This window comes from Sediminibacterium sp. KACHI17 (assembly GCF_040362915.1).
Classification (GTDB): Bacteria; Bacteroidota; Bacteroidia; order Chitinophagales; family Chitinophagaceae; genus Sediminibacterium.
The window spans coordinates 2,868,626-2,891,547 of the sequence record NZ_AP029612.1; the positions used below are offsets into that span (position 1 = coordinate 2,868,626).

The window sequence follows — 22,922 nt, forward strand, 5'->3', positions numbered from 1 at the left end:
TAGGCGTAGAATATCATTGATCAAAGATTCTCTTCCAGGCATCCATGCCTCCTTTGAGATTGATCAAATTGGTGAGCCCCAGTTTTTCTTCGAGTCTTTGAATGGCGATTTGACTTCTAATACCTTTTTTACAATACACAACCACGGGTTGATCAGAGGGTATTTCGTTGGTGTGTAGCATAAGTTCTCCCAGTGGTATCAGTTTACCGCCAATATTGAATTCCTGATGTTCCGTTTGTTCTCTTACATCGAGAAGAAACAAGCGGTCATCCTCTATTCTTTGTTTCAGTTCCTGTGGAGAGATATGGTTCATTCAAAATCACTTCCTTCGTAATAAACACGCTTCAGGTTCAGCTTGGAAACCGGTGCAACGATCAGCGGGAACTTTTCAATGGTCACATTGCTGGGGTCAAGTCCAAAACCACGTTCTTCACCCAGGCTGATCTCTTTCAACCAGAAATATAATTTCATCACGATACGTTCAAAGAAGGGGAGTTCATTATCCTGACTCAAATACTTTTCCAATACGATGAATTGAAAATCACCCACAACATTGTTCTTTTCTAAACTCTCGTATCGGCTGGTGATATTCACTTCTTTATTGTTCACGAGTTCTTCTACTACTTTTCTGAACATGAGGTTAATGCGTTGTTCCACCCTAAAGCCTAGTCGGAACTCAACACGAATGATATCATTCGGAATGATATGTTCTACGGAATATTCGCAGGTATAAGGATCATCCAAAACATCCACGTGTACAAACCAATAAATATCCGCGCGTTTGGGTTTCTTGTTCAAAATAGAGTACATGATCTTGTGCTCTATCTCTTTCGGATTATTGGCGCTGGTCATGTAAACCAGATGAGTAGCGTATTTCGGGATGGTCTTATCATTACTTAACTCCTGGATCATGGGTATATAATGTTCCATCCGAACGAATTCAACATATCTGTTTTTGATCTTTCTACTTCTGAACCATACATACATCACTGCGAATAATGCGCCACCGACGATGAGTGTTACATAACCGCCATGCATGAATTTTTCCAGGTTAGCAACCAGGAACGATAATTCAATGGCCAGATACACGATCAAATAAATATAGATCCATACAGGCAGTACTCTCCTGCTTACCAAAAAATTCGCGAAGAGAATAGAAGTACTGATCATACACATGGTGATCGCTAAACCATAAGCTGCGCCCATATTGGCAGACTTCTGGAAATACAAAACGATGGCGACGCAACCGATGTACAATAACAAACTGATGCCGGGTATATACAATTGACCCTTTTCTTCTGTCGGATAATGGATCTTCATCTTTGGCCAAAGATTGAGTCGCATGGCTTCACTGATCAATGTGAAAGATCCGGATATCAATGCCTGGCTCGCAATAATGGCAGCCGTAGTGGCGATGATGATACCTGCCAGTTTAAACCATTGTGGCATGATACCAATGAATGGATTGAAACCTCCTGCAATAAGATTTTCAGGAATAGGCCCCCCTTCATAATTGGCCAATAACCAAGCTCCTTGTCCGAGATAGTTCAATATCAAACAGCATTTCACAAACATCCATGAGATACGGATATTTCCTTTTCCGCAATGGCCCAGATCACTATACAAGGCTTCAGCACCGGTGGTACAAAGGAATACAGCACCTAAAAGCCAGAACCCTTTCGGATACATGGTCAGCAGTTCGAATGCATAATAAGGATTGAATGCTTTGAAAATGGCGATATCATCCAATAAGTGAATGGCGCCTAAAACAGCCAGCATACCAAACCATACCAGCATGATAGGACCAAATAGTTTACCAATGGATGCAGTACCGAATTGCTGCATAAAAAAGATAACGCTGATGATAGCGATCACGATCCCAACAATGGTACTGGTTTCAATATGACTTAATGAAGGCAATTGTCGTAAGCCCTCAATAGCAGAAGTGATAGAGATGGGAGGAGTGATGATCCCATCAGCAAGTAAAGCCGCTCCACCGATCATGGCAGGTACTACCAACCATTTTTTTCTTCTTCGTACCAAAGCGTAGAGACTGAAAATGCCACCTTCCCCTTTGTTATCCGCTTTTAAAGTCAGGATCACATATTTGATCGTGGTTTGAAGTGTCAGTGTCCATATCACACAGGATAATGATCCCAGGATCAATGCTTCACTTATCACTTTTCCATGAATGATTTCATTCAGTACATAAAGAGGGGAAGTACCGATGTCGCCGTAGATGATACCGAGTGCAATGATGAGTCCTGCAGAGGTAACCTTGTTTAAATTCTTACTCACTCGAAGTAGAGTCCGGCATTTGTGCCAGAATCTTTAACAAATGTATAGGAAATTTCAAGTAACCATAAAGAGTATTGGATATAAGAAATTAAGATTTATTTCACCCCTGTCAGGCAACTTTAGTAACAGGCAGCTGTTTCTAAAGAAAACCTATTTATAAATCGGTTCAGCGCTTACTTGCCTTGTATAGGCCATATACCTTACATTTGAAATACATAAAATGGGCTCGGAAATGAAAAAGTTTCTCTTCTTCCTGACATGTCTCTTTTTGCTGACATGTCCATCAATCTTTGCTCAACAGATCACCTATTCTGAGCCGGACAGGGAAGATGCCCGTGTCATGAATTTTGAGGTATTGGGTAAAGTCGATGGGAATATTTTAATATACAAGAGCTATCGGGATATTGGTTTTATGTGTGCATTTGATAACGGAATGAAAATGATCGAGAAAAACAGACTCGACTTTCTTCCTGAGCGTACCATCAGTACAGAATTTCAGATCTATCCGGGCTTTGCTTACATGTTCTATCAGTTTCAGCGGAGGAATGTCTTTTACTGTATGGCAGTGAAATTCGATTCAAAGGGAAAACGGATAGGTGATCCGATTCAACTGGATACAACCAGCAACATGACCTATGCCAGCAACAGGAATGTATATACTGTTCTTTTCAGTGATGATAAACAGAAGATCATGGTCTTCAAAGTCAGCAGCAGGAATGATCGTATGCACGTATTGACAACTGCTTTGTTTGATAAAGACCTGAATCTGCTTAAGAAAAGCAGGGTAGGTGTTGAAATGCCACAGCGCAATGATTTTCTCTCTGAATTCATCATCGATAATGATGGTGATATGGCTTGTATTCGTGCATCCGGCACTTCTCAAAACGATAATATCAATAAAGTGACACTGGTCACAAAAAAAGCAAATGAAGATGTGGTGAAATTCACTGATCTGTCGATCAAAGGATTTTATCTCGATGATATCCGAATCAAAGCGGATAATTTGAATCGACATTATATCGTAACCTCTTACTTCAGTAAACAGCGAAGAGGTAATATTGATGGTCTTTATTATTATCTCTGGGATAAAGATGCTCAAAAAGAGATGCTCAATACAGCCACAGTATTTACAGATGAGTTTAGAACTGATGCACGTAATGAAGGCAACACCAAAACAGCTTTCAATGATTTCTTCTTGAATAATATCATTCTTCGCAAAGACGGAGGCTTTATCGTGATCTCAGAATCGGCATACAGTAGTACTCGTGGAAATACACTGAGTCGCTGGGATTATCTCTACGGTTCTCCATATTGGTCACAACTTGATTATTACAGCTGGAATAGTCCCCTCGGGTTTTATCCATGGTGGCGTATGAACACTTTCAACAACAATATGACGCGTTATTATGCGGATAATGTAACTGTTATTTCTTTTGATAAAACCGGTAAAATGGAGTGGAGCAATGTGATCAGAAAATCACAGTATGATGATAATACTGATAACTTTATCGGATTCGGTATGCTTAACTCCGGAGACAGGTTGCACTTCCTTTTCAATGTTCAGGAGAAAAGGGATAATATCTTGTCTGATCAAAGTATTGCACCAAATGGACAGATCAATCGAAATCCAACCTTTAAAAATCTGGATAGAGGTTATAACTTTATGCCCAGACATGCAAAGCAAGTTGGGGCCAGACAACTGATCATTCCTTGTCAGTACAGAGGATATACTTGTTTTGCAAAAATTGATTATTAACCCTTTGATTTCTTATTGTGGTCGGATTATTCAGAGATAAGTCATTCATTAATATTTTCTTCTTAATTGTATTAAGCGTTGGTATCCATTTTCATTTTTTAACCGAATCCCCGGTGATCGATACCAATAGCGGAACAAATGATGGACTCATCTCACTGATCTTAGATCGATATATTGCTTCATTGCCCTCTGTGGTCCGATTACTCTTGTATCATGGTTTGGTATTGGTACAGGCCATTCGATTGAATCTTGCACTGAATGAACTCAGGATGTATCAGACATCGAATTATGTGCCTGCTATGACCTATGTATTACTAACGGCTGTGATTCCGCAATGGTGCGCCATTTCGCCGGCATTGGTATCTAATTCGCTGGTGATATGGATATTCGTAAAATTGAGTCGACTTTACAATCATTCCAATCCTAAAACACTTCTTTTCAATACCGGAATGATCACCGGACTTTCAGTATTGTGTTATCATCCGATGGCTATTTTGGTAGGATTGGTCATGTTTGCACTCGCAGTTGTCAGACCTTTCCGATTGGCAGAATGGCTGATTTTATTGATGGGTATTGCCTTGCCTTACTATTTTGTTGTATCAGGGCTCTTCCTGATGGATCGAATGAGCGATTTCCAATCAATGATACCTGACTTTTATTTGGGTATCCCTAAAGGCGCCTCGGGTACTGTTTTTTTAAGAGGGATCATCGGATTAGGGGTTTTATTATTGTGTGGACTATTCTTTTGGCAGGTAAGCATCAATCGGATGGTGATCCAGATCCGGAAAAATTGGGGGGTAATGATGGTCATGTTACTGACTTTATTACCTGTTCCTTTTATTTTTCAGTTGGGTGGACTAGAATCTGGCATTCTATGTCTGATTCCGATCAGCGCTTTTGTTGCCAATGCCTTTTCCAATCCACGGAACCTCAGTTTTCCCAATCTTTTGTTCATCGCTGCGGTCGTCATCATTGCACTGAATAACTGGTATCTGTTGAAAAATTAGGGGTGTATTAACTTGTGTGAACGTACCTTTGTGCCAAAATTTAGTCGTGCCCCTGTTTTCGGGTCTTTTAACTGTGAAACAAGGACGCAATCATCTATAAATTAACTTTCATGAAATTTGGTGTTGTCGTTTTCCCGGGATCTAATTGTGATAGGGATATGCAGGATTCATTACAACATGACCTGGGTAAAGAAGTGATCATGCTCTGGCATAAAGACAAAGACCTGAGTATGTTTTCTACCGATGATTGCATCATTCTCCCTGGAGGTTTTTCTTATGGTGACTATCTCCGTTGTGGTGCTATTGCTCGTTTTAGTCCCATGATGCAAAGCGTGATCGATTTCGCGAACCGCGGCGGAAAAGTACTGGGAGTATGTAATGGGTTTCAAATTCTTTGTGAAAGTGGGTTATTGCCTGGTGTATTGCTTCAAAATGCCAATCAACAGTTTATTTGTAAGAATGTATATATCAAAAACGGTGACGGAGCAGCTTTGAAAATACCGATCGCTCATGGAGAAGGAAGATTTTTTGCTGATGATGCAACCCTGGATCAACTGGAAGCCAATGGTCAAGTGATTTTCCGTTATTGTGATGAGCATGGCAATATCGATGCAGCATACAATCCTAACGGAGCTGTAAGAAATATTGCTGGTATTAAAAATGCAGGTAATAATGTATTCGGAATGATGCCACACCCGGAAAGAGCTACTTCAAACGCTTTGAATAATCTTGACGGAAAAAAAGTATTTGAATTATTAGGGCTGAACTAATTGTAAGGTTTATTATTCATGAACGTCTTTACATCCATCGTATGAAAAAAATATACTACACACTTTTATTAACGTTGATCGCGGGAGTGGTTACTGCTCAGATCAAAGATCCTGTTAGCTGGACTTTTGAAGCAAAGAAAAAAACAGCAGATACTTATGATGTGGTGTTGACCGCTACCATTCAAGGCAAATGGCATATTTACTCACAGAAAACAGGTAAGGGCGGTCCGATTCCTACCAAAATGACCGTTAAGCCCAATCCATTGATCTCGCTGGTTGGTACACCTAAAGAGATCGGGAAAGTAGAAAAGATCTACGATGAAATATTCCAAACAGATGTACTCTATTTATCGAATAAAGTGCAGTATGTACAAACCGTGAAATTAAAGGGAAAGGTAAAAACCAATGTTACAGGTACCATTGATTATATGGTTTGTGACGATGCACAGTGTTTACCTCCAACAAAAAAATCTTTTGATATTAAGCTACAATAAGTATGAAGTATTTTTTAGCGACCCTATTTATTACAGCATTATCTTTTACCAATATACTTACTGCACAGGAGAACAAACCTGTGCAGTTTTCTTTCAAGGCAGAACGAACTTCAGATACCACTGCTGTAGTTACGGTGAAAGCAATCATTGGTAAAGGTGTACAGCTGTTTGGTGTACAAAAACAAAACACAGAAGATGTGTTTGTTAGTACACTTAATCAGGATACAACAAAGTCAGACAGTCGTTTCATCATTGATTCTGTACAATCTCCAATTACAAGTCAATCTGTGAAACCTGCAGGCGTAGAACAGAACTCATGGGTGTATACGGATAGCGCTTCGTTTACCTATTTTTTAAAGATTGGAAAAGATACAGTGAAGATCAGAGGAAGCTTTGATTGGCTGGGGATTCGGGGAGATGAGTATCCAAGTGGTTCTGAAACAGTATCTGTTACCATTCCTGCTGTTGATGCAATCACAGGTGGTGATGCTCAGGCAAAGGCAGATGAATCATTGTGGAATATCTTTCTGATCTGCTTGATCACAGGTTTATTGGCTATCATAACGCCTTGTGTATTTCCACTGATTCCTGTTACCGTTAGCTTTTTCCTGAAAAGAAGTAAAAGCAGAGCCGAAGGTATTCGCAATGCTTTGTGGTATTCTTTCAGTATCGTTTTGATTTATACAGTGCCAACACTGATATTGACATTGATTTTCGGAGATACGATTTTGTATACCATCTCAACACATCCGGTTTCCAATTTGCTATTCTTTGCATTCTTCATTGTTTTTGCGATCTCTTTCTTTGGTGCGTTTGAATTAACGCTACCGAATAGTTGGGCGAATAAAGCAGATCAGCAGGCGGGTAAAGGTGGGTTATTGGGGATCTTCTTTATGGCTTTGACGTTGGTCATTGTTTCCTTTTCTTGTACAGGACCATTGGTGGGTACCTTACTCGGACAAACCAGCACCCAAGGTGTGAGTATAGCACCGATCATAGGAATGATGGGATTTGGTATTGGACTGGCCATTCCATTTTCCTTATTCGCCTTTTTCCCATCTATGTTACAATCCTTACCAAAGAGTGGTGGTTGGTTGAATTCAGTGAAAGTGACTTTTGGTTTTATAGAATTAGCATTGGCCTTGAAATTCTTATCAAATGTAGATCTAACTTATCATTGGGGATTATTGAACAGAGATGTGTTCCTGGTTTTATGGATCGTAATATTTGGATTGATGGGATTATACCTGATCGGCAAACTGAAATTCTCTCATGATAGTGATTTGAAATTCATAAGCGTTCCTCGTTTATTTTTCGCCATCATTGCTTTTAGTTTTACTGTGTACATGATACCGGGTTTATGGGGCGCTCCTTTAAAATTGTTGAGTGGATTCATTCCTCCATCTACAACACAGGAATTTAATCTGGATGATTTGAAATATAAGATCGGAACTAATACGGCAGTGGTATCAAACAGCAATGGTGCATCAGCACAAGCTCCGGTGAAATACACAGATAAATTAAAAGTGCCTTTTGGATTGGTTGCATATTTTGATCTGGAAGAAGGAATGGCAGCAGCAAAAGCCCTGAACAAGCCTGTGATGCTGGATTTTACAGGTCATACTTGTGCTAACTGCCGAAAGATGGAAGAACAGGTATGGAAAAATCCTGAAGTATTAAAGAGGATCAAAGAGAATTTTGTACTGGTTAGTTTGTATGTGGATGAGTATGATACTGAATTGCCTGAAAGTGAACACTACAAAGATAAAAATGGTAATCTGATCACCAATGTGGGACAAAAGAATTTAGATTATGAGATCACTAAGTTCGGGTTTAATGCACAACCCCTTTACATGTTCCTGGATCTGGAGGGAAACCCTTTAAGTGATATCAAATATGGATACGTACCAAATGTGCAAAAATTCATCGATCATTTAGATGCAATGAAAGCGGCGTTTGAAAAGAAGAAATAATAAAGAGATCCTTATAAAATTGACAAGCCCCGACTGTTAGATCGGGGCTTTATTTTTTATCGTAACAAGTGAGCGTAAACTTATAAGACGATTTGTTTCTCTACCATCATTTTTCTAAGATTGATCAGCCCATATCGCATACGTCCCAAAGCGGTATTGATACTGCAATTGGTGATCTGAGCGATCTCTTTAAAACTCAGATTGGCGTAATGTCTTAAAACAATGATCTCTCTTTGTTCTTCGGGTAATAGATCCAACATTTTACGGACACGGTCATGACTTTGTGCACGCATGAGTTTCGCATCAGGACCTTCTTCAGTGATCTGTATCACTTCAAAAATATCCTGATTATCGCTGGTCTTGATAGCCGGAGCTCTTTTTACTTTACGGAAATAATCAACACACAGGTTATGAGCAATGCGTAAAGCCCATGGTAAGAATTTCCCTTCTTCTGTGTAACGTCTGTTCTTTAAGGTGTCGATGATCTTGATAAAAACGTCCTGGAAGAGATCTTCGGCGAGGTAAGTGTCTTTTACAAAAAACAGAATGGATGAATAGATCCTGTCTTTGTATCGGGTCACTAAAACCTCAAAGGAGCCGGCATCGCCTTCCTGAAAGGAACGGATCAGATCAATATCAGACACATGGTCTAATGTTTTCATGTTTGGGTCGTTTGGCTACGTTTTAAAAACAGGATATTGGATTGTAAAAAAAGTTTCGATCAGGGATCAATTTCCCTGATTTTAAATCGATTATGTTAAATTAAATATCTTTTATACGCGAGTTTCTTTTGTGGATACATTGTTTTTCAAGGAAATGGTTATTCACATTTTTCACATCTGTTTTTATGACCACTTTCAGGTAAATCTTTCCTTTTTCTAAACCTACCGGTCATTATTGTGTTTAAATTGCTGCACTTATGGCTACAAAGACGAAACAACGTGTTCTCAGCGGAAAGGATAATGGAGATAACATTCTGGTGAAAGGAGCCAGGATGCATAATCTTAAAAATGTTACGGTAGCTTTTCCTCGTAATAAACTCATCGTAGTGACCGGTGTATCCGGAAGTGGTAAATCTTCCTTGACCATCGATACTTTATTTGCGGAAGGTCAAAGACGTTATGCCGAAAGCTTGAGCGCATATGCACGGCAGTTCATGGCTAGAATGGTAAAGCCTGATGTTGATTATATCAAAGGTCTTTGTCCTGCTATTGCCATTGAACAAAAAGTCATAACCAGAACACCCAGAAGTACGGTGGGGAGTATGACCGAGATCTATGATTACCTGCGTTTATTATATGCACGTACAGGGAAAACCATTTCTCCCATCAGTGGCAAAGAGGTAAAAAAAGATGATGTTTCAGATGTTGTATCTTTTGTAAAAAAACTTCCCCATGGAACTAAGGTTGTCATATTGGTACCCTTTAAACAACATGCCAACCGAGATACACGTGAAGAGCTGAATATCCTCATGCAGAAAGGTTTTTCGCGGATATGGAGTAAAGCAGGAGCAGGTCAGATACTTCGTATCGAAGAGCTGACTGAAATGGACGATAAAAATTTACAGAAAGCTATTCCAAATAATAAGTCAGGTAAGCAAGCCACTTATGTATTGATCGACCGAATGGTAGTGAAAGACTTTGAAGAAGAAGATCTACACCGTTTATCGGACTCAGTGAATACTGCTTTTTATGAAGGTGATGGAGAAATGATCATTGAAGTAGATGGAGATCATCTGCATCATTTCAGTAATCGTTTTGAATTGGATGGGATCGTATTTGAAGAACCGGTGCCTAATCTTTTTTCCTTTAATAATCCATATGGTGCCTGTCCGGTTTGTGAAGGATTCAGTCAGGTATTAGGTATTGATACCGATCTGGTGATTCCTGATCGAAGACTCAGTGTGTATGAAAGTGCAGTTGCTCCATGGAAGGGTGAGAAATTGAGCTGGTGGAAAGAACAGTTTATCAAAGGTGCTTCTAAAGTTGGATTCCCCATACATAAGCCCATTGCAGAACTGACCAAAGAGCAATACCAGCAATTATGGAAAGGCGTTGGAGGCGCTTATGGTATTGACGATTTCTTTAAAGATGTTGAACAGAATTTATACAAAGTGCAGTTCAGGGTTTTATTGAGTCGTTATCGTGGTAGGACTACATGTACAGCTTGTGAAGGATATCGATTGCGTAAAGAAGCATTGTATGTTAAAGTAGGCGGCAAGCATATTGGTGAGCTCTGTGAATGGCAGGTTCGTGATTTAAAAAATTGGTTCAATGAGCTGGTATTGTCTGAAAATGATCAGCAGATCGCAAAAAGGATCCTGATTGAAATTCATCAGCGCTTACAAACTTTATTGGATGTAGGCTTGGGTTATCTCACTTTGAACCGTTTGGCCAACTCTCTTAGCGGTGGGGAAAGTCAGCGTATCCAGCTAACAAGAAGTTTAGGTAGCAACCTCACCAACTCTTTATATATTTTGGATGAGCCTTCCATTGGTCTTCATTCCAGAGATACAGAAAGACTGATCAGTGTATTGATGTCTTTGCGTGATCTTGGTAACACGGTGGTTGTTGTGGAGCATGATGAGATGATGATGCGTGAAGCAGATCATATTATTGATATGGGACCACTGGCTTCCCACTTAGGTGGTGAAGTAGTTGCTGAGGGCGATTACGATTTGATCACGAATCATCCGGAAAGTCTAACGGGTAAATACCTCACCGGAAAATTAAAAATTGAAGCTCCGGACAAAGTACGGAAATGGAACCGCTCCATCATTGTTGAAGGTGCTGCTCAGAATAATCTTAAAAATATCACCGTCACATTTCCGCTGAATACACTTTGTGTGGTGAGTGGTGTGAGTGGCAGTGGTAAGACCACATTGGTAAAGCAGGTATTATATCCTGCCCTCAAAAAATTAAAGGGGGAGCCGGCAGAGAAAGTAGGGTTACATAATAAGATCAGTGGAGATACTGATTATATTTCTCAAATAGAGTTGGTAGATCAAAATCCGATCGGTAAATCATCCAGAAGCAATCCCATTACTTATATCAAAGCGTATGATACCATACGTGATCTTTATTCCAAGCAGCCTCTGGCAAAAATGCGTGGGTTTCAAGCCAAACATTTTTCTTTCAACGTAGACGGAGGAAGATGTGATGCTTGTAAAGGGGAAGGAGAACAGATTGTTGAAATGCAGTTCCTCGCAGATGTACATCTGACCTGTGATGTATGTAATGGTAAGAGATTCAAAGAAGAGGTATTGGAAGTGCAGTATAAAGGGAAAAATATTTTTGATATCCTGGATATGAGTGTGGATGATGCGATTGATTTCTTTGCTGATGAAAAAAATATCAAGACAGCCATACAACCTTTACAGGATGTGGGCTTGGGATATATCAAACTTGGACAAAGCAGTGATACACTGAGTGGCGGGGAAGCCCAGCGAGTAAAGCTGGCGAGCTTTCTGGGTAAAGGAAAGGGCGTGGGGCATATGTTATTCATTTTTGATGAACCTACTACAGGACTTCATTTCCATGATATCAAAAAATTACTGGCATCATTTCAGGCTTTGATCGAACAAGGACATTCATTGATCGTGATCGAACATAATACTGATGTGATCAGATCTGCGGACTGGTTAATTGATATGGGGCCTGAAGCCGGTGATGCAGGAGGACAAGTGGTTTATGCCGGTATTCCAGAAGGGATCAAAAAAGTGAAAGAAAGTTATACGGGAAAGTTTCTATAAAAAATAAAGCCACAGATTGCTGTGGCTTTATTTTTTTAAATCTAGTTTTATCTCAATCGGTCTACACTTTTTACCAGTTTCTCATCTTTATTAATTCCAAGAATAGCCATCAGAAAAAAGATCGGTACCGCGAAGCTGAATACAGCGCTTAATGCAATTGCGCCGGTATCATATTTCTTGGTGAAGACGAAGTACAAAACAATATTCAATATACTTACTGCCATTCCGGCTAAAGCTATTTTCAACTGTAAAGGTCTGTTGTTATACAAAAAGATCGATACGAGCGCAACAATGGCAGCGGCGATTGTAAGAATGAGTAATAAAAGATGACTCATCGCTGAAAATTCTTCAGCTGGTGCTGCACCAACGCTACCCACATAATAAGGCATTTTCAAAGTTGCGAACCCGCAAATGGATGCTGCCAGCAACCACAATGATTGTACACGTTGTATCATAATATTTCTTTTAGCGAAAAATTCTTTTAATAAACAGACTGTATTCTTGTCTCTTTCTTCTTGAATCTTTCTTATGACATTTCAGGATACAATGTGAACTGAGACATAAACTCATTCACTTGTTTTTTGATATCCTTCAATTTTCCTTCATCATCAGCATTCATGAGTGCCTGATCAATTGAGTTCACTACGAACTCCATATCTTTTTCGATCATACCACGAGTGGTGATCGCAGCAACACCAAATCGAATCCCCGATGTAACAAAAGCACTCTTATCATCATAAGGTACCATGTTTTTATTAGCGGTGATATCTGCATGTCCGAGTACCTGTTCTGCTTTTTTACCACTGATATTTTTATTTCTCAGATCGATCAACATCAAGTGATTGTCTGTACCACCGCTGATGATTTGATAACCACGATCCACAAAAGCTTTTGCCATGGCTTGCGCATTTTTCTGCACTTGCTGTTGATAGGTCAAAAACTCATCAGTCAAAATTTCTCCAAATGCAATGGCTTTAGCGGCGATCACATGTTCTAACGGACCACCTTGTGTGCCGGGAAATACAGCCATGTCAATGAGATTACTCATCATGCGTAGATTTCCTTTTACATCTTTCAAACCAAATGGGTTTTCGGTGTCTTTTTTCATCATGATCACCCCGCCTCTTGGTCCACGCAAAGTCTTATGTGTAGTAGAAGTAACAAAATGACAATGATCAAAAGGATAAGATAATAGTCCTTTTGCAATTAATCCGGCAGGATGTGCAATATCTGCTAATACAAATGCACCTACCTCGTCAGCTACTTTGCGAATACGTGCATAATCCCAATCGCGGCTATAGGCACTGGCACCACAAATGATCAGTTTGGGTTTTACAGTTCTTGCTTTTTCCTCTAGCATTTCATAATCTACCAATCCATCTTCTCTTTTCACACCATAAAAGTGCGGCTCATACAATTTACCACTGAAGTTCACTGGTGATCCGTGTGTGAGGTGTCCACCCATGCTCAAATCAAGTCCTAAAATTTTATCACCCGGTTGGAGTATTGCCAACATCAATGCCGCATTGGCTTGGGCACCACTATGTGGTTGTACGTTGGCATATTCAATATTGAAAATTTGTTTAAGTCTATCGATCGCTAATTGTTCTGTTTGATCCACAATTTCACAACCGCCATAATATCTTCTTCCCGGATACCCCTCGGCATATTTATTGGTCATTACATTACCCATGGCCTGCATCACCTGTAAACTGGTAAAATTCTCTGAAGCGATCAGTTCAATGCCACGACGTTGACGTTCTAATTCTTGTTTAATGAGATCGAATACGAGGGTATCTCTTTGCATGATGAAGTATTTGATGCAAATATAAGCCAAGAGGGGCAAGGTACAAGCTACAAGCCACAAGCTACAAGTAGTTAATAAATTAGCACTTGATCACATACATAAATACTTGCAGCATGCAGCTTGGGGCTTGCAGCTTAAATTTCCACACTACTTGCCCAATGACCAGATTTTCCTATTTTCGACCTCTTGATGAGTAAGACCGCTTCAGGTTGGAGCTGTTGTAAGCATTGTGCGAATGGACTCATCAAAAAATATCTCCCATGAAAGCAATCATACCAGTAGCGGGTGCAGGTACTAAACTAAGACCGCATACTTATACACAACCTAAAGCGTTGATTCCTATTGCAGGGAAAACCATTCTTAGTTATATCGTTGATCAACTTCGAGAAGCTGGTATCAATGAGTTCATTTTTATCGTTGGATATCTGGGTGAAAAAATTCAGGATTATGTGAAGCAAACCTATCCTGATATGACCGCACATTTTGTGTTTCAGAATGAACGTCAGGGTACCGGTCATGCGATTGAATTGACCAGAAATATCGTTGGACAAGATGAGGTATTTGTTGCTTTAGGGGATACTATTTGTGAGTATGATGTAAAAGAAGTGGTGAATAGTCCTTACAGTATGCTCGGCATCAAAAAAGTAGATGACCCGAGAAATTTTGGAGTAGCATCGATCGGTGATGATGGATTTATCGAGCAAGTCGTAGAAAAACCTGCTATCCCGAAAAGCAATATGGCATTGGTAGGGTTATACAAGATCAAAGAGACCCATTTCCTATTTGAATGTTTACATCACCTGTTTACACAGGATATTAAAACCTATGGTGAATATAATCTGACAGATGCATTGGATTGTATGATCAAGCGTGGTGCAAAGTTTCAATCATTCAAAGTGAAAAATTGGTTTGATTGTGGTAAGAAAGAAACTTTACTGGAGAGTAATGCTACTTTGCTAAAAAAATTCGGAGGCAATATTGTCGATGGACACGATTTTAAAGACACGATCATCATTCCACCGGTTAGTATAGCGCCGGGTTGTGATATCTCAAATGCAATTATAGGTCCACACGTAGCCATTGGAGCCAACACCACGATCAAACACTCTATTGTACGCGATAGTATCATCGGATCTTATACCAATCTTTATGAAGTGGTCCTGGACAACTCCCTCATCGGCAGTGATGCCTCAGTCAAAGGACTCAGTCGTAGTTTGAATATTGGGGATAATACGGAGATTGATTTTGGGTAGCAGATGGCTAATAGGTCATGGCATATGGGTATAAATACTAAGTAGAAATGCGTATCCGATAAATAGGAATGGTTACTAATTTTATCCAATGGCATTTCGATTTGAAGGATTACAAATATGGAATCAAGCACTGCAATTATCTGTCGAAGTAAATGACTTAGCAAAAACGTTTCCATCATTTGAACTTCATAGTTTGTCAAGTCAAATCAGACGAGCCTCAGATTCAGTTGTTTTAAACATAGCAGAAGGGTCAACGGGTCAAAGTAAATTAGAGTTTTGTCGCTTTCTCAGATATGCACTTCGATCCGGTATTGAAGTGGTTTCTTGTATTTTTATAGCCAGAGAGAAAGGGTATCTTTCAGAAGATGTCTTTCGACAATTTTATATCAAGTATGAACATTTATGTAAGATGATCACGAATTTTCAAAAATCACTTCAATAACTATATGCTATGAGCCATAAGCTATTAACTAACAGACTTACTAACCTATTCACCACCCGCTATCCCATCATTCAAGCGGGAATGATATGGGCGAGTGGGTGGAGATTGGCGAGTGCGGTGAGCAATGCGGGGGGATTGGGTTTGTTGGGTGCAGGAAGTATGTATCCGGATGTATTACGTGAGCATATTCAAAAATGTAAGCTGGCGACTGATCAGCCATTTGGTGTCAATGTGCCGTTATTGTATCCAGATATTGATCAGTTGATGAATATCATTGTTGAAGAAAAAGTACCGATCGTTTTTACGAGTGCGGGTAATCCTAAAACATGGACAGGATTTTTGAAGGATAAGGGAATTAAAGTAGTACATGTTGTGAGCAGCAGCAAGTTTGCTAAAAAAGCTGAAGAAGCAGGCTGTGATGCAGTTGTAGCAGAAGGGTTTGAAGCTGGTGGACATAATGGTCGTGAAGAAACTACTACCATGGTCTTGATACCAGCGGTACGTGCAGCTGTTAATATTCCTGTAATAGCGGCAGGAGGTATTGCAACCGGTACACAAATGTTGGCTGCAGTGGTATTGGGAGCAGACGGTGTTCAGGTGGGTAGTCGGTTTGTGTGTACGCCGGAAGCTTCATCGCATCCTTCATTCAAACAAGCGATCGTGGAAGCGGGGGAAGGTGATACACAATTGGCCATGAAAAAAGTAGTTCCTGTACGATTATTGAAAAATAAATTCGCAGAAGAAATCAAATCTGCAGAGTTGCGTGGTGCTTCAGAAGAAGAATTGAAACAAATACTAGGCAGAGCTAGGGCTAAAAAAGGAATGTTTGAAGGTGATATGGAAGAAGGTGAACTTGAGATCGGACAAGTAAGTTCACTGATTCATGAGATCAAACCTGCTTCAGCAATTGTCGAAGAGATGATCAATGAGTATCATATGCGACTACAACAATTGGTTCAATTCGACCCAAAATAAAACCTCCGCAATGTGAATCATAGCGGAGGTTTCAAGTAGAATATTTTTTACTTATGTAAATAGTAGGAGTTGGCCTGTGATGTGCAGGTCACTACGAGATCATTGATACAAACATGTTCCGGTAAGGTTGCAGCATACAAAGTGATATTGGCAATATCTTCTGGCTGTAATGCCTGGTATCCGTCATAAACGGCATCGGCTTTAGATGCATCTCCTTTAAATCTTACGATCGAGAATTCTGTTTCGGCTGCACCGGGATGTATGGCTGTTACTTTTATACGATGTGGTAAAAGATCTATTCTCATTGCTTTACTGATCGCATCCACCGCATGTTTGCTGGCGCAGTATGCATTCCCGTCTTTGTATACTTCCTTACCTGCTGTAGAACCAATATTGATGATATGACCTTTCTTTTTGCTGATCATAAAAGGAATGACCGCTTTGGTTACATACATCAATCCTTTTACATTGGTATCGATCATCGTATCCCAGTCATCCAAGTTGGCGTTTTCAAAACTATCTCTGCCCAATGCAAGACCGGCATTATTCACCAGTATATCGATTGCTTGCCATTCAGCAGGCAGTTGGCTCAATGTATCGGTCACTGTTTTCCGGTCTTGTACATCAAAAGCCAATGACAAAACCTTAATAGTATATTTTGCTTCTAGATCAGATGCTATGGTATCTAATCTGTCTTTTCTTCTACCTGTAATGATACAGTTCCATCCAGCTGCGGCAAACGTATAGGCAATAGCTTTTCCAAAACCTGATGTAGCTCCGGTAATGAGTATGATTTTTTTCATAGTGCAAAGTTAAGGTGGTGGATAGCTAATAGGTCATTGCGTATAGTAAAAAATGAAGATGTTGATTCTTGGGTTCTTCCATTAGGATGAACCATTCGCTATCACCTGATCAACACGATCGTACCTTTTTTATACACACGATTACCTAACTGATCTGTTCCTACTGCTTCAAATACATAAGTGCCCGGGGGTTGAGCAATGCCATTGAAAACACCATCCCAACCTTTTCCTGTTTGACTGGTTGAGAATAATAATTGTCCCCAGCGATTATAAATTCTGAAATATTGTAAGGTAGCAATGCCTACACCTACGGGTCGAATCACATCGTTCTTTCCATCTCCATTCGGAGTGAAGGCGGAGGGTACAAATAGATCCGGTCCTGTTTTAAACACACGAACGATCACATCGTCTTCATCGTAACAACCACCTGCACCGATCGCACGAACAATATAACGGATCGAATCTATTGTTTCCGGGAGTGTCAATATTGGTGTGGCACTGGTGGGATCATCTAATCCAGTGATGGGATTCCATAAATAATTGATTCCGCCTTCAGCCAGTAATTGTACAGGTCTTCCGGCAACAGCAAAAGTATCTCTACCTGCATAGGCAGTGAGGGGCTGTGTAACAAAGATGGTCACAGTATCTCGAACCGGTTTGTTACAACCTAAAGTATCGATTGCTGTGAGAATATATTGTGTGGTCTTTGATGGACCAGCGGTCGGGAATAAAGTATTGGCATTGATCAAAGAGGAAGATGGCGACCAGTTAAAATCTGCACCTACAATAGCCCCTCCTAATTGTACACGATCTCCAAAACAAATGGTTGTGTCACTACGGACAGCTACCTGAGGATAAGGAGCAACTTTCACAAATACAGAATCTCTATCCTGACAATAACCCAAATTCGCAGTTACATAATACATGGTATTCACCAACGGTTGGACCATCGGATATTTTGTATTACCGGGAATGGTAACTCCGGTAGAAGTGGTCCATTGATAACTCAGGGCGTCACTGACCGGACTCAAAGTGAATTGGTCGGTGCGACAGATACTCGTATCCATTCCTAATTCAACATCAATGAAATCCAAAACATTCACGGTGACGGTATCGGTATTGATACAACCATTATCATTGATGGTGATAAAGTATCGGGTGGTATCAACAGGGTATACGATGGGATTGGGTGTATTGATGTTCAACATCCGAGCCAAACTCGCGGGTCTGTCGGTGGTCCATGTAACGGTTCCGTTTCCGATCGTGCTTCGTAAAGTAAGTGTGTCAATACTACAGATCAGTGTATCTCGAAATGCAAGATTAACGAGTGGTTTATCGCGGATGATGATGGGCTTTGTGATGGAATCGATACAACCTTTACTATTCGTTGCTACCAATTTTACCTGAACAGTTTGTGGCGTTGCATATTTCCAAACGGTGTCTTTTCTTCTTGATGTGTCAGCTGTTGTAGTAAGGTCTCCCAAATCCCAACGCCAACTATTCACAACACCATACTGTGTTGTTGTTGCATCTGTGAAATTAAAACTATTGAGATAGCAAGTGCCTTGTACATTGAAGTTTGGTACAAAACCAGGATATACTTTTACCTGAGCAGTTGCAGAATCTTTACATCCTCCTGAACTGGTAACAGTAAGTTTCAGCACATAGGTTCCGGTATCTGCATAAGTATGTGTGGGTGTGGGATTCGTTGAGTTCGAGTTTGGTCTATTCTCACCAAAGTCCCAGAGATAGCTTGTGATATTTGAACTGGCAGATTCATTCTGAAAATTCATCGTGAATCCATTACAAGTAATATAACTAGGTTTTAGACTAGCCCCTGTGAGCGAACAATCTGATACCCGTAATGTAAAATCTTTTCGATGCTCGGAGATCGCTATTCCATTGCGCCATTCAGTGATACATACGTTTACTACATAGTAGCCATTAACAGGAGCAATACCTGAAATGATACCGGTGACAGGATTAATTGTGGCTGTTGGACCAAGAGGATTACTACCGGAAAACCCATTTGTATATCCCACAAAACCAAATGGCGGGTTTGAATAATTGACATCATTGGCATTGGTCGTATTTCCTCTATTGTATGCTGCACATAAGCTATATGAAAGTGAATCACCCTGATCAGGATCAGTTGCACTAAAATCAATACTAAAAGGAGAGTTCTGACAAACGAGCGTTGTGTCTTTTAAAGCGAAAACAGGACTGGAATTTGTTCCGGAACCTAATGAGTTAGTTCCCGGAATAGTACAGGTGTATGTAGCGCCTTCTCCAAAGGTGGTTGCAGTGATTTGTTCTTTAACAATATTAGTAATGGCATCTGTTCTGCAACATGTTTGATACATGATAATATAACCTGCTGAAGTAACCGGTAATTCAGCAGTAAAAGTATAAGTCGCTAATTGATAACATACCGATACATTACCGGTAATACAAGGATCAGGACTACCTAAGTTAAGTGTTTCAATATTGCCGGATCTATTGACAGGTACCAGATTCCCAAAACGAGTGGAAGGTAGTGTGTTGTTAAATATACCGATCTGAACAGAACCCGGAAGTTGTGCTACGTTATTACCGGAGGCATTACAATCTCGAAATAAACGAAGTGTGATCTGATATCGTGAATTGCCTGCGTTACCTACTCCTAGATAACTGTAATAAATTTCCCCACCTGCAATATGTCCTGCAAAAGCCGGGATCAGGAAGCCGATTAAAAATATGGTGAGTATCGTCTTTTTCATGCTTATAGAACCAAAACTCCTTTCTTACTGTGGCGTGAAATTACACTCCATCTAATCCAGAAACTCAGTCCTTTTCGTTTTTAACGGGTTTACAACAACCCTAAGAGTAGAATCAGGTATGAATTGCTGCTTATTTTGTCAAATAACAGGAAATTCTTTTATCTGACAAGTCAATACACCGATTTGTTGTCTGAAAACGGTTCATTTTCACCGAATCAATACCGCCGTGCCTTTACGAAATACTGTTTTTCCATAAATGTCTTTTCCTTGTGCGATATAGACATAGGCACCGGAACCTTGGAGAATACCATTATACCTGCCATCCCATCCCAATCCTTGTTGATTGGTTGAGAAGAGTAATTGCCCCCATCGGTTATAGATCCTAAAATATTGGAGTTCGGTTATGCCTACGGCAATGGGTCTTAAAACATCATTTTTACCATCTCCATTGGGAGTGAATCCGCTTGGTACAAGGATATCCGGCTGACTCTTGAATACTTTTACGAGAATATCATCTTCACCATAACATCCTCCAGCATCCGTAACCCGAACACGATACAATATCGAATCGATATCTTCTCCCAAATGTACGATCGGGTTATAGATCATCGAATTGTTTAAGCCGATGGAGGGTGTCCAGTTAAACTGAGATCCACTCGATGCGGTTGCTTCTAATGCCAATAACTGATCCGGAACGATCATCGTATCTCTTCCGGCCTTTACAATAATATTCGGAACCACTTGTATCCGAACTGAGTCCCGAACAGATTTTGGACATCCGGATAGAGTATCTCTCACTACAAGTGTATAAACCATATTGCGCGTAGGGCCAGCCAAAGGATTCATGCCGCTTGCATTCAATAATGCATTCGTAGGTGACCAACGAAAATCTGTTCCGGTATAACTTGCATTTAACTGTAGCCGGCTTCCGTAGCAAATAATAGTATCACGTGTGGAGATATTGACTTGCGGATAAGGTGCAACCCTCACAGTGATCTGATCCGTAGCCTGACATCTACCCAAATTGCCGATTACAGTGTAAGTAGTATTCGCTGTTGGCGTTGCTATCGGATTCTTCACAGAAGCATTGTTAAGCGTTAATGCAGGCGACCATGAAAATGAACTGGCAATTGTATTTGTTCGAAGTGTGATAGGATCGCTCAGGCATATCGTTGTATCAGGTCCAACTTGTACGGTGATATAGTCAACTACATTTACCGTAACAGTATCCGTATTGGTACAGCCATTGTCAGACATGGTTACGATATACCTGGTAGTATCTTTTGGAAAAACGATTGGTCGGTTTGTGTTCCTTCCGAGAATATGGGTATTGGGTAGCCAAGTGAAATTACCGGTACCGGTTACAGGGATCAATAAACTATCAATACTACAAATAACCGTATCCCGAAAAGGTAAATTGATCGTTGGTTTATCACGAATCGTAACTGATTTTTGAACACTGTCGATACAACCCTTATTGCTTTCAACAATCAACTTTACGGATGCGTTCAAGCTTCCGGCATACTTATACTGTGGATTGGCAATGATGGCGGTATCTGCTAACGTAGTATCTACACCGAAATTCCATTTCCATGTATTGATCGTACCATACTTGGCGAAACTGGCATCTGTAAACTGATAAGGTAATTGAACACAAAATCCTGTACTATTGAAGTCAGCTTTAAACCCGGGATATACCAATACTTCTGTACTATCTGTTCCTTCACATCCTTCAGGACCTTTTACTGTTAATCGTGCCATGTATCTACCTGTATCTGCATATGTAAAAACAGGAGTGGGGGAACTAGAAAAATTATTCATGTTTCCGGGAACACCAAAATCCCACAAATAGGAAGTAATGGAAGACGAAGTAGAACCATTTTCAAAGTTTACCGTATTGTCATCACATTTGACAATTCTCGGCGGCAGATCTGCTTCGATCAGATCACAGTCATCCACTTTTAAAATAAAATCTTTTCGATGTTCTGTAAATGGTTTGCCTGCCCTCCATTCCGTAATACAAACGCTTACCACATATTGTCCACCTGCTGGCGCAATACCTGAAATGATACCGGTTTCCGCGTCAATGGTTACTTTATCACCCAAGGGCTGATTACCATTGTAAGGAAACACATACGTCAAGGGATCTAAGGCCAAGTCTTTTGGGATAGTAAAATTGGCAGCATTACTACCCGCAGGTGCGTTAAACCCTTCACAAAATGAATAGGTCAATTTATCGCCATCTGAATCGGTTGCTCCAAAATCAAGTATAAATTTCTTTTGTGTGCAAACCAAAGCCGTATCCTTTACGCGGAATTGAGGGCTACTGTTGTGTTGTCCTTCAGCAAGTGATGCGGTACCTGGAATTCTTGTGATATAATTACTACCAACATTCACAGGATTCGCAAGATTTGAAATTTGGTTAATACGGCAACACCCTAAACGTGTTAGCAAATAACCGCTTATATTATTGGGTAATGCAATAACATTAGAATAGATCGCTACTTCATAACATACTTCTGGATCACCTACTAAACAAGGAAATAGATCTGTTCGGAGTTTAAGTGTATTCACTGAACCAACGATCGGCAAAGAGAGTTCTGTGAATAAAATACTATTCTCATAGATACCTACATTGACCCTTTCGTTTTCTAAACGAGGTCCGGAGGAAGAACATTCTCTGAAGAGACGTAATGTGATTCTATAATTACTGGTATTGGGAGCATTGCCAGAACCCAGGTATTCATAATACAATTCTCCACCCGCCACATGTCTGGACAGTGCGGGCAATGCGCATAGTAGAAGAAACATTATGAAGAATAGTTTCTTCATAA

The 22,922-nt window shown here is 40.2% G+C and carries 17 protein-coding genes; 9 read left to right on the top strand and 8 right to left on the bottom strand.

Annotated features, from left to right (window positions below; genetic code table 11):
* Nucleotides 1-13: 13 nt before the first annotated feature.
* Both ABXG83_RS12750 and ABXG83_RS12755 read right to left on the bottom strand, forming a co-directional pair.
* Nucleotides 14-313, bottom strand: a complete 300-nt coding sequence (locus ABXG83_RS12750) for a rhodanese-like domain-containing protein (RefSeq protein WP_353549251.1) — start codon at nucleotides 311-313, stop codon at nucleotides 14-16.
* Nucleotides 310-2,298 (bottom strand): KUP/HAK/KT family potassium transporter, encoded by a 1,989-nt coding sequence (locus ABXG83_RS12755; RefSeq protein WP_353549252.1) that lies wholly within the window; start codon nucleotides 2,296-2,298, stop codon nucleotides 310-312. Before ABXG83_RS12755 ends, ABXG83_RS12750 begins: the two co-directional genes overlap by 4 nt.
* Nucleotides 2,299-2,530: 232 nt before the next feature.
* Between ABXG83_RS12755 and ABXG83_RS12760 the strand changes: the two genes are divergently transcribed.
* The 5 genes from ABXG83_RS12760 to ABXG83_RS12780 all read left to right on the top strand — a co-directional run bounded on the left by ABXG83_RS12760 (nucleotide 2,531) and on the right by ABXG83_RS12780 (nucleotide 8,298).
* Complete coding sequence (locus ABXG83_RS12760; RefSeq protein ID WP_353549253.1) at nucleotides 2,531-4,054, top strand: hypothetical protein; 1,524 nt, start codon at nucleotides 2,531-2,533, stop codon at nucleotides 4,052-4,054.
* 17 nt (nucleotides 4,055-4,071) lie between these two features.
* Nucleotides 4,072-5,061 carry a hypothetical protein gene (locus ABXG83_RS12765; RefSeq protein ID WP_353549254.1) on the top strand — a complete coding sequence of 330 codons (990 nt, stop codon included), beginning with the start codon at nucleotides 4,072-4,074 and terminating at the stop codon, nucleotides 5,059-5,061.
* 110 nt (nucleotides 5,062-5,171) lie between these two features.
* On the top strand, nucleotides 5,172-5,831 hold the full coding sequence (gene purQ / locus ABXG83_RS12770; RefSeq protein ID WP_353549255.1) for a phosphoribosylformylglycinamidine synthase subunit PurQ: 660 nt from the start codon (nucleotides 5,172-5,174) through the stop codon (nucleotides 5,829-5,831).
* Between the two features lie 41 nt (nucleotides 5,832-5,872).
* Entirely contained in the window at nucleotides 5,873-6,325 is a 453-nt protein-coding gene (locus tag ABXG83_RS12775; protein ID WP_353549256.1) for a protein-disulfide reductase DsbD domain-containing protein, read from the top strand.
* A gap of 2 nt (nucleotides 6,326-6,327) precedes the next feature.
* A complete protein-coding gene (locus ABXG83_RS12780; protein ID WP_353549257.1) occupies nucleotides 6,328-8,298 on the top strand; it encodes a thioredoxin family protein in 1,971 nt (656 codons plus the stop codon).
* Nucleotides 8,299-8,378: 80 nt separating this feature from the next.
* Here the strand turns inward: ABXG83_RS12780 and ABXG83_RS12785 are convergent, their stop codons facing one another.
* Entirely contained in the window at nucleotides 8,379-8,960 is a 582-nt protein-coding gene (locus ABXG83_RS12785) for a sigma-70 family RNA polymerase sigma factor (protein WP_353549258.1), read from the bottom strand.
* A 257-nt stretch (nucleotides 8,961-9,217) separates the two neighbouring features.
* On the opposite strand from ABXG83_RS12785, the gene uvrA reads away from it, so the two are divergent.
* Nucleotides 9,218-12,049, top strand: a complete 2,832-nt coding sequence (uvrA, locus tag ABXG83_RS12790; protein ID WP_353549259.1) for an excinuclease ABC subunit UvrA — start codon at nucleotides 9,218-9,220, stop codon at nucleotides 12,047-12,049.
* Nucleotides 12,050-12,096: 47 nt separating this feature from the next.
* Here uvrA and ABXG83_RS12795 read toward each other — a convergent pair whose 3' ends face one another.
* Nucleotides 12,097-12,504 (bottom strand): DUF4293 domain-containing protein, encoded by a 408-nt coding sequence (locus ABXG83_RS12795; protein WP_353549260.1) that lies wholly within the window; start codon nucleotides 12,502-12,504, stop codon nucleotides 12,097-12,099.
* A 71-nt stretch (nucleotides 12,505-12,575) separates the two neighbouring features.
* A complete protein-coding gene (gene glyA, locus ABXG83_RS12800; RefSeq protein WP_353549261.1) occupies nucleotides 12,576-13,856 on the bottom strand; it encodes a serine hydroxymethyltransferase in 1,281 nt (426 codons plus the stop codon).
* A 260-nt stretch (nucleotides 13,857-14,116) separates the two neighbouring features.
* On the opposite strand from glyA, the gene ABXG83_RS12805 reads away from it, so the two are divergent.
* The 3 genes from ABXG83_RS12805 (at nucleotide 14,117) to ABXG83_RS12815 (ending at nucleotide 16,526) form a co-directional block, all read left to right on the top strand.
* Nucleotides 14,117-15,109 carry a sugar phosphate nucleotidyltransferase gene (locus ABXG83_RS12805; RefSeq protein ID WP_353549262.1) on the top strand — a complete coding sequence of 331 codons (993 nt, stop codon included), beginning with the start codon at nucleotides 14,117-14,119 and terminating at the stop codon, nucleotides 15,107-15,109.
* Between the two features lie 88 nt (nucleotides 15,110-15,197).
* A complete protein-coding gene (locus ABXG83_RS12810) occupies nucleotides 15,198-15,551 on the top strand; it encodes a four helix bundle protein (protein WP_353549263.1) in 354 nt (117 codons plus the stop codon).
* Nucleotides 15,552-15,560: 9 nt separating this feature from the next.
* Nucleotides 15,561-16,526 carry a nitronate monooxygenase gene (locus ABXG83_RS12815; protein WP_353549264.1) on the top strand — a complete coding sequence of 322 codons (966 nt, stop codon included), beginning with the start codon at nucleotides 15,561-15,563 and terminating at the stop codon, nucleotides 16,524-16,526.
* Nucleotides 16,527-16,573: 47 nt separating this feature from the next.
* Here the strand turns inward: ABXG83_RS12815 and ABXG83_RS12820 are convergent, their stop codons facing one another.
* From ABXG83_RS12820 to ABXG83_RS12830, 3 genes are all read right to left on the bottom strand, one after another.
* Nucleotides 16,574-17,329, bottom strand: coding sequence for an SDR family NAD(P)-dependent oxidoreductase (locus ABXG83_RS12820; protein ID WP_353549265.1), 756 nt, complete (start codon nucleotides 17,327-17,329; stop codon nucleotides 16,574-16,576).
* 101 nt (nucleotides 17,330-17,430) lie between these two features.
* Complete coding sequence (locus tag ABXG83_RS12825) at nucleotides 17,431-20,088, bottom strand: PKD domain-containing protein (protein WP_353549266.1); 2,658 nt, start codon at nucleotides 20,086-20,088, stop codon at nucleotides 17,431-17,433.
* A gap of 207 nt (nucleotides 20,089-20,295) precedes the next feature.
* Nucleotides 20,296-22,899, bottom strand: a complete 2,604-nt coding sequence (locus ABXG83_RS12830) for a PKD domain-containing protein (RefSeq protein ID WP_353549267.1) — start codon at nucleotides 22,897-22,899, stop codon at nucleotides 20,296-20,298.
* Between the last annotated feature and the right edge of the window lie 23 nt (nucleotides 22,900-22,922).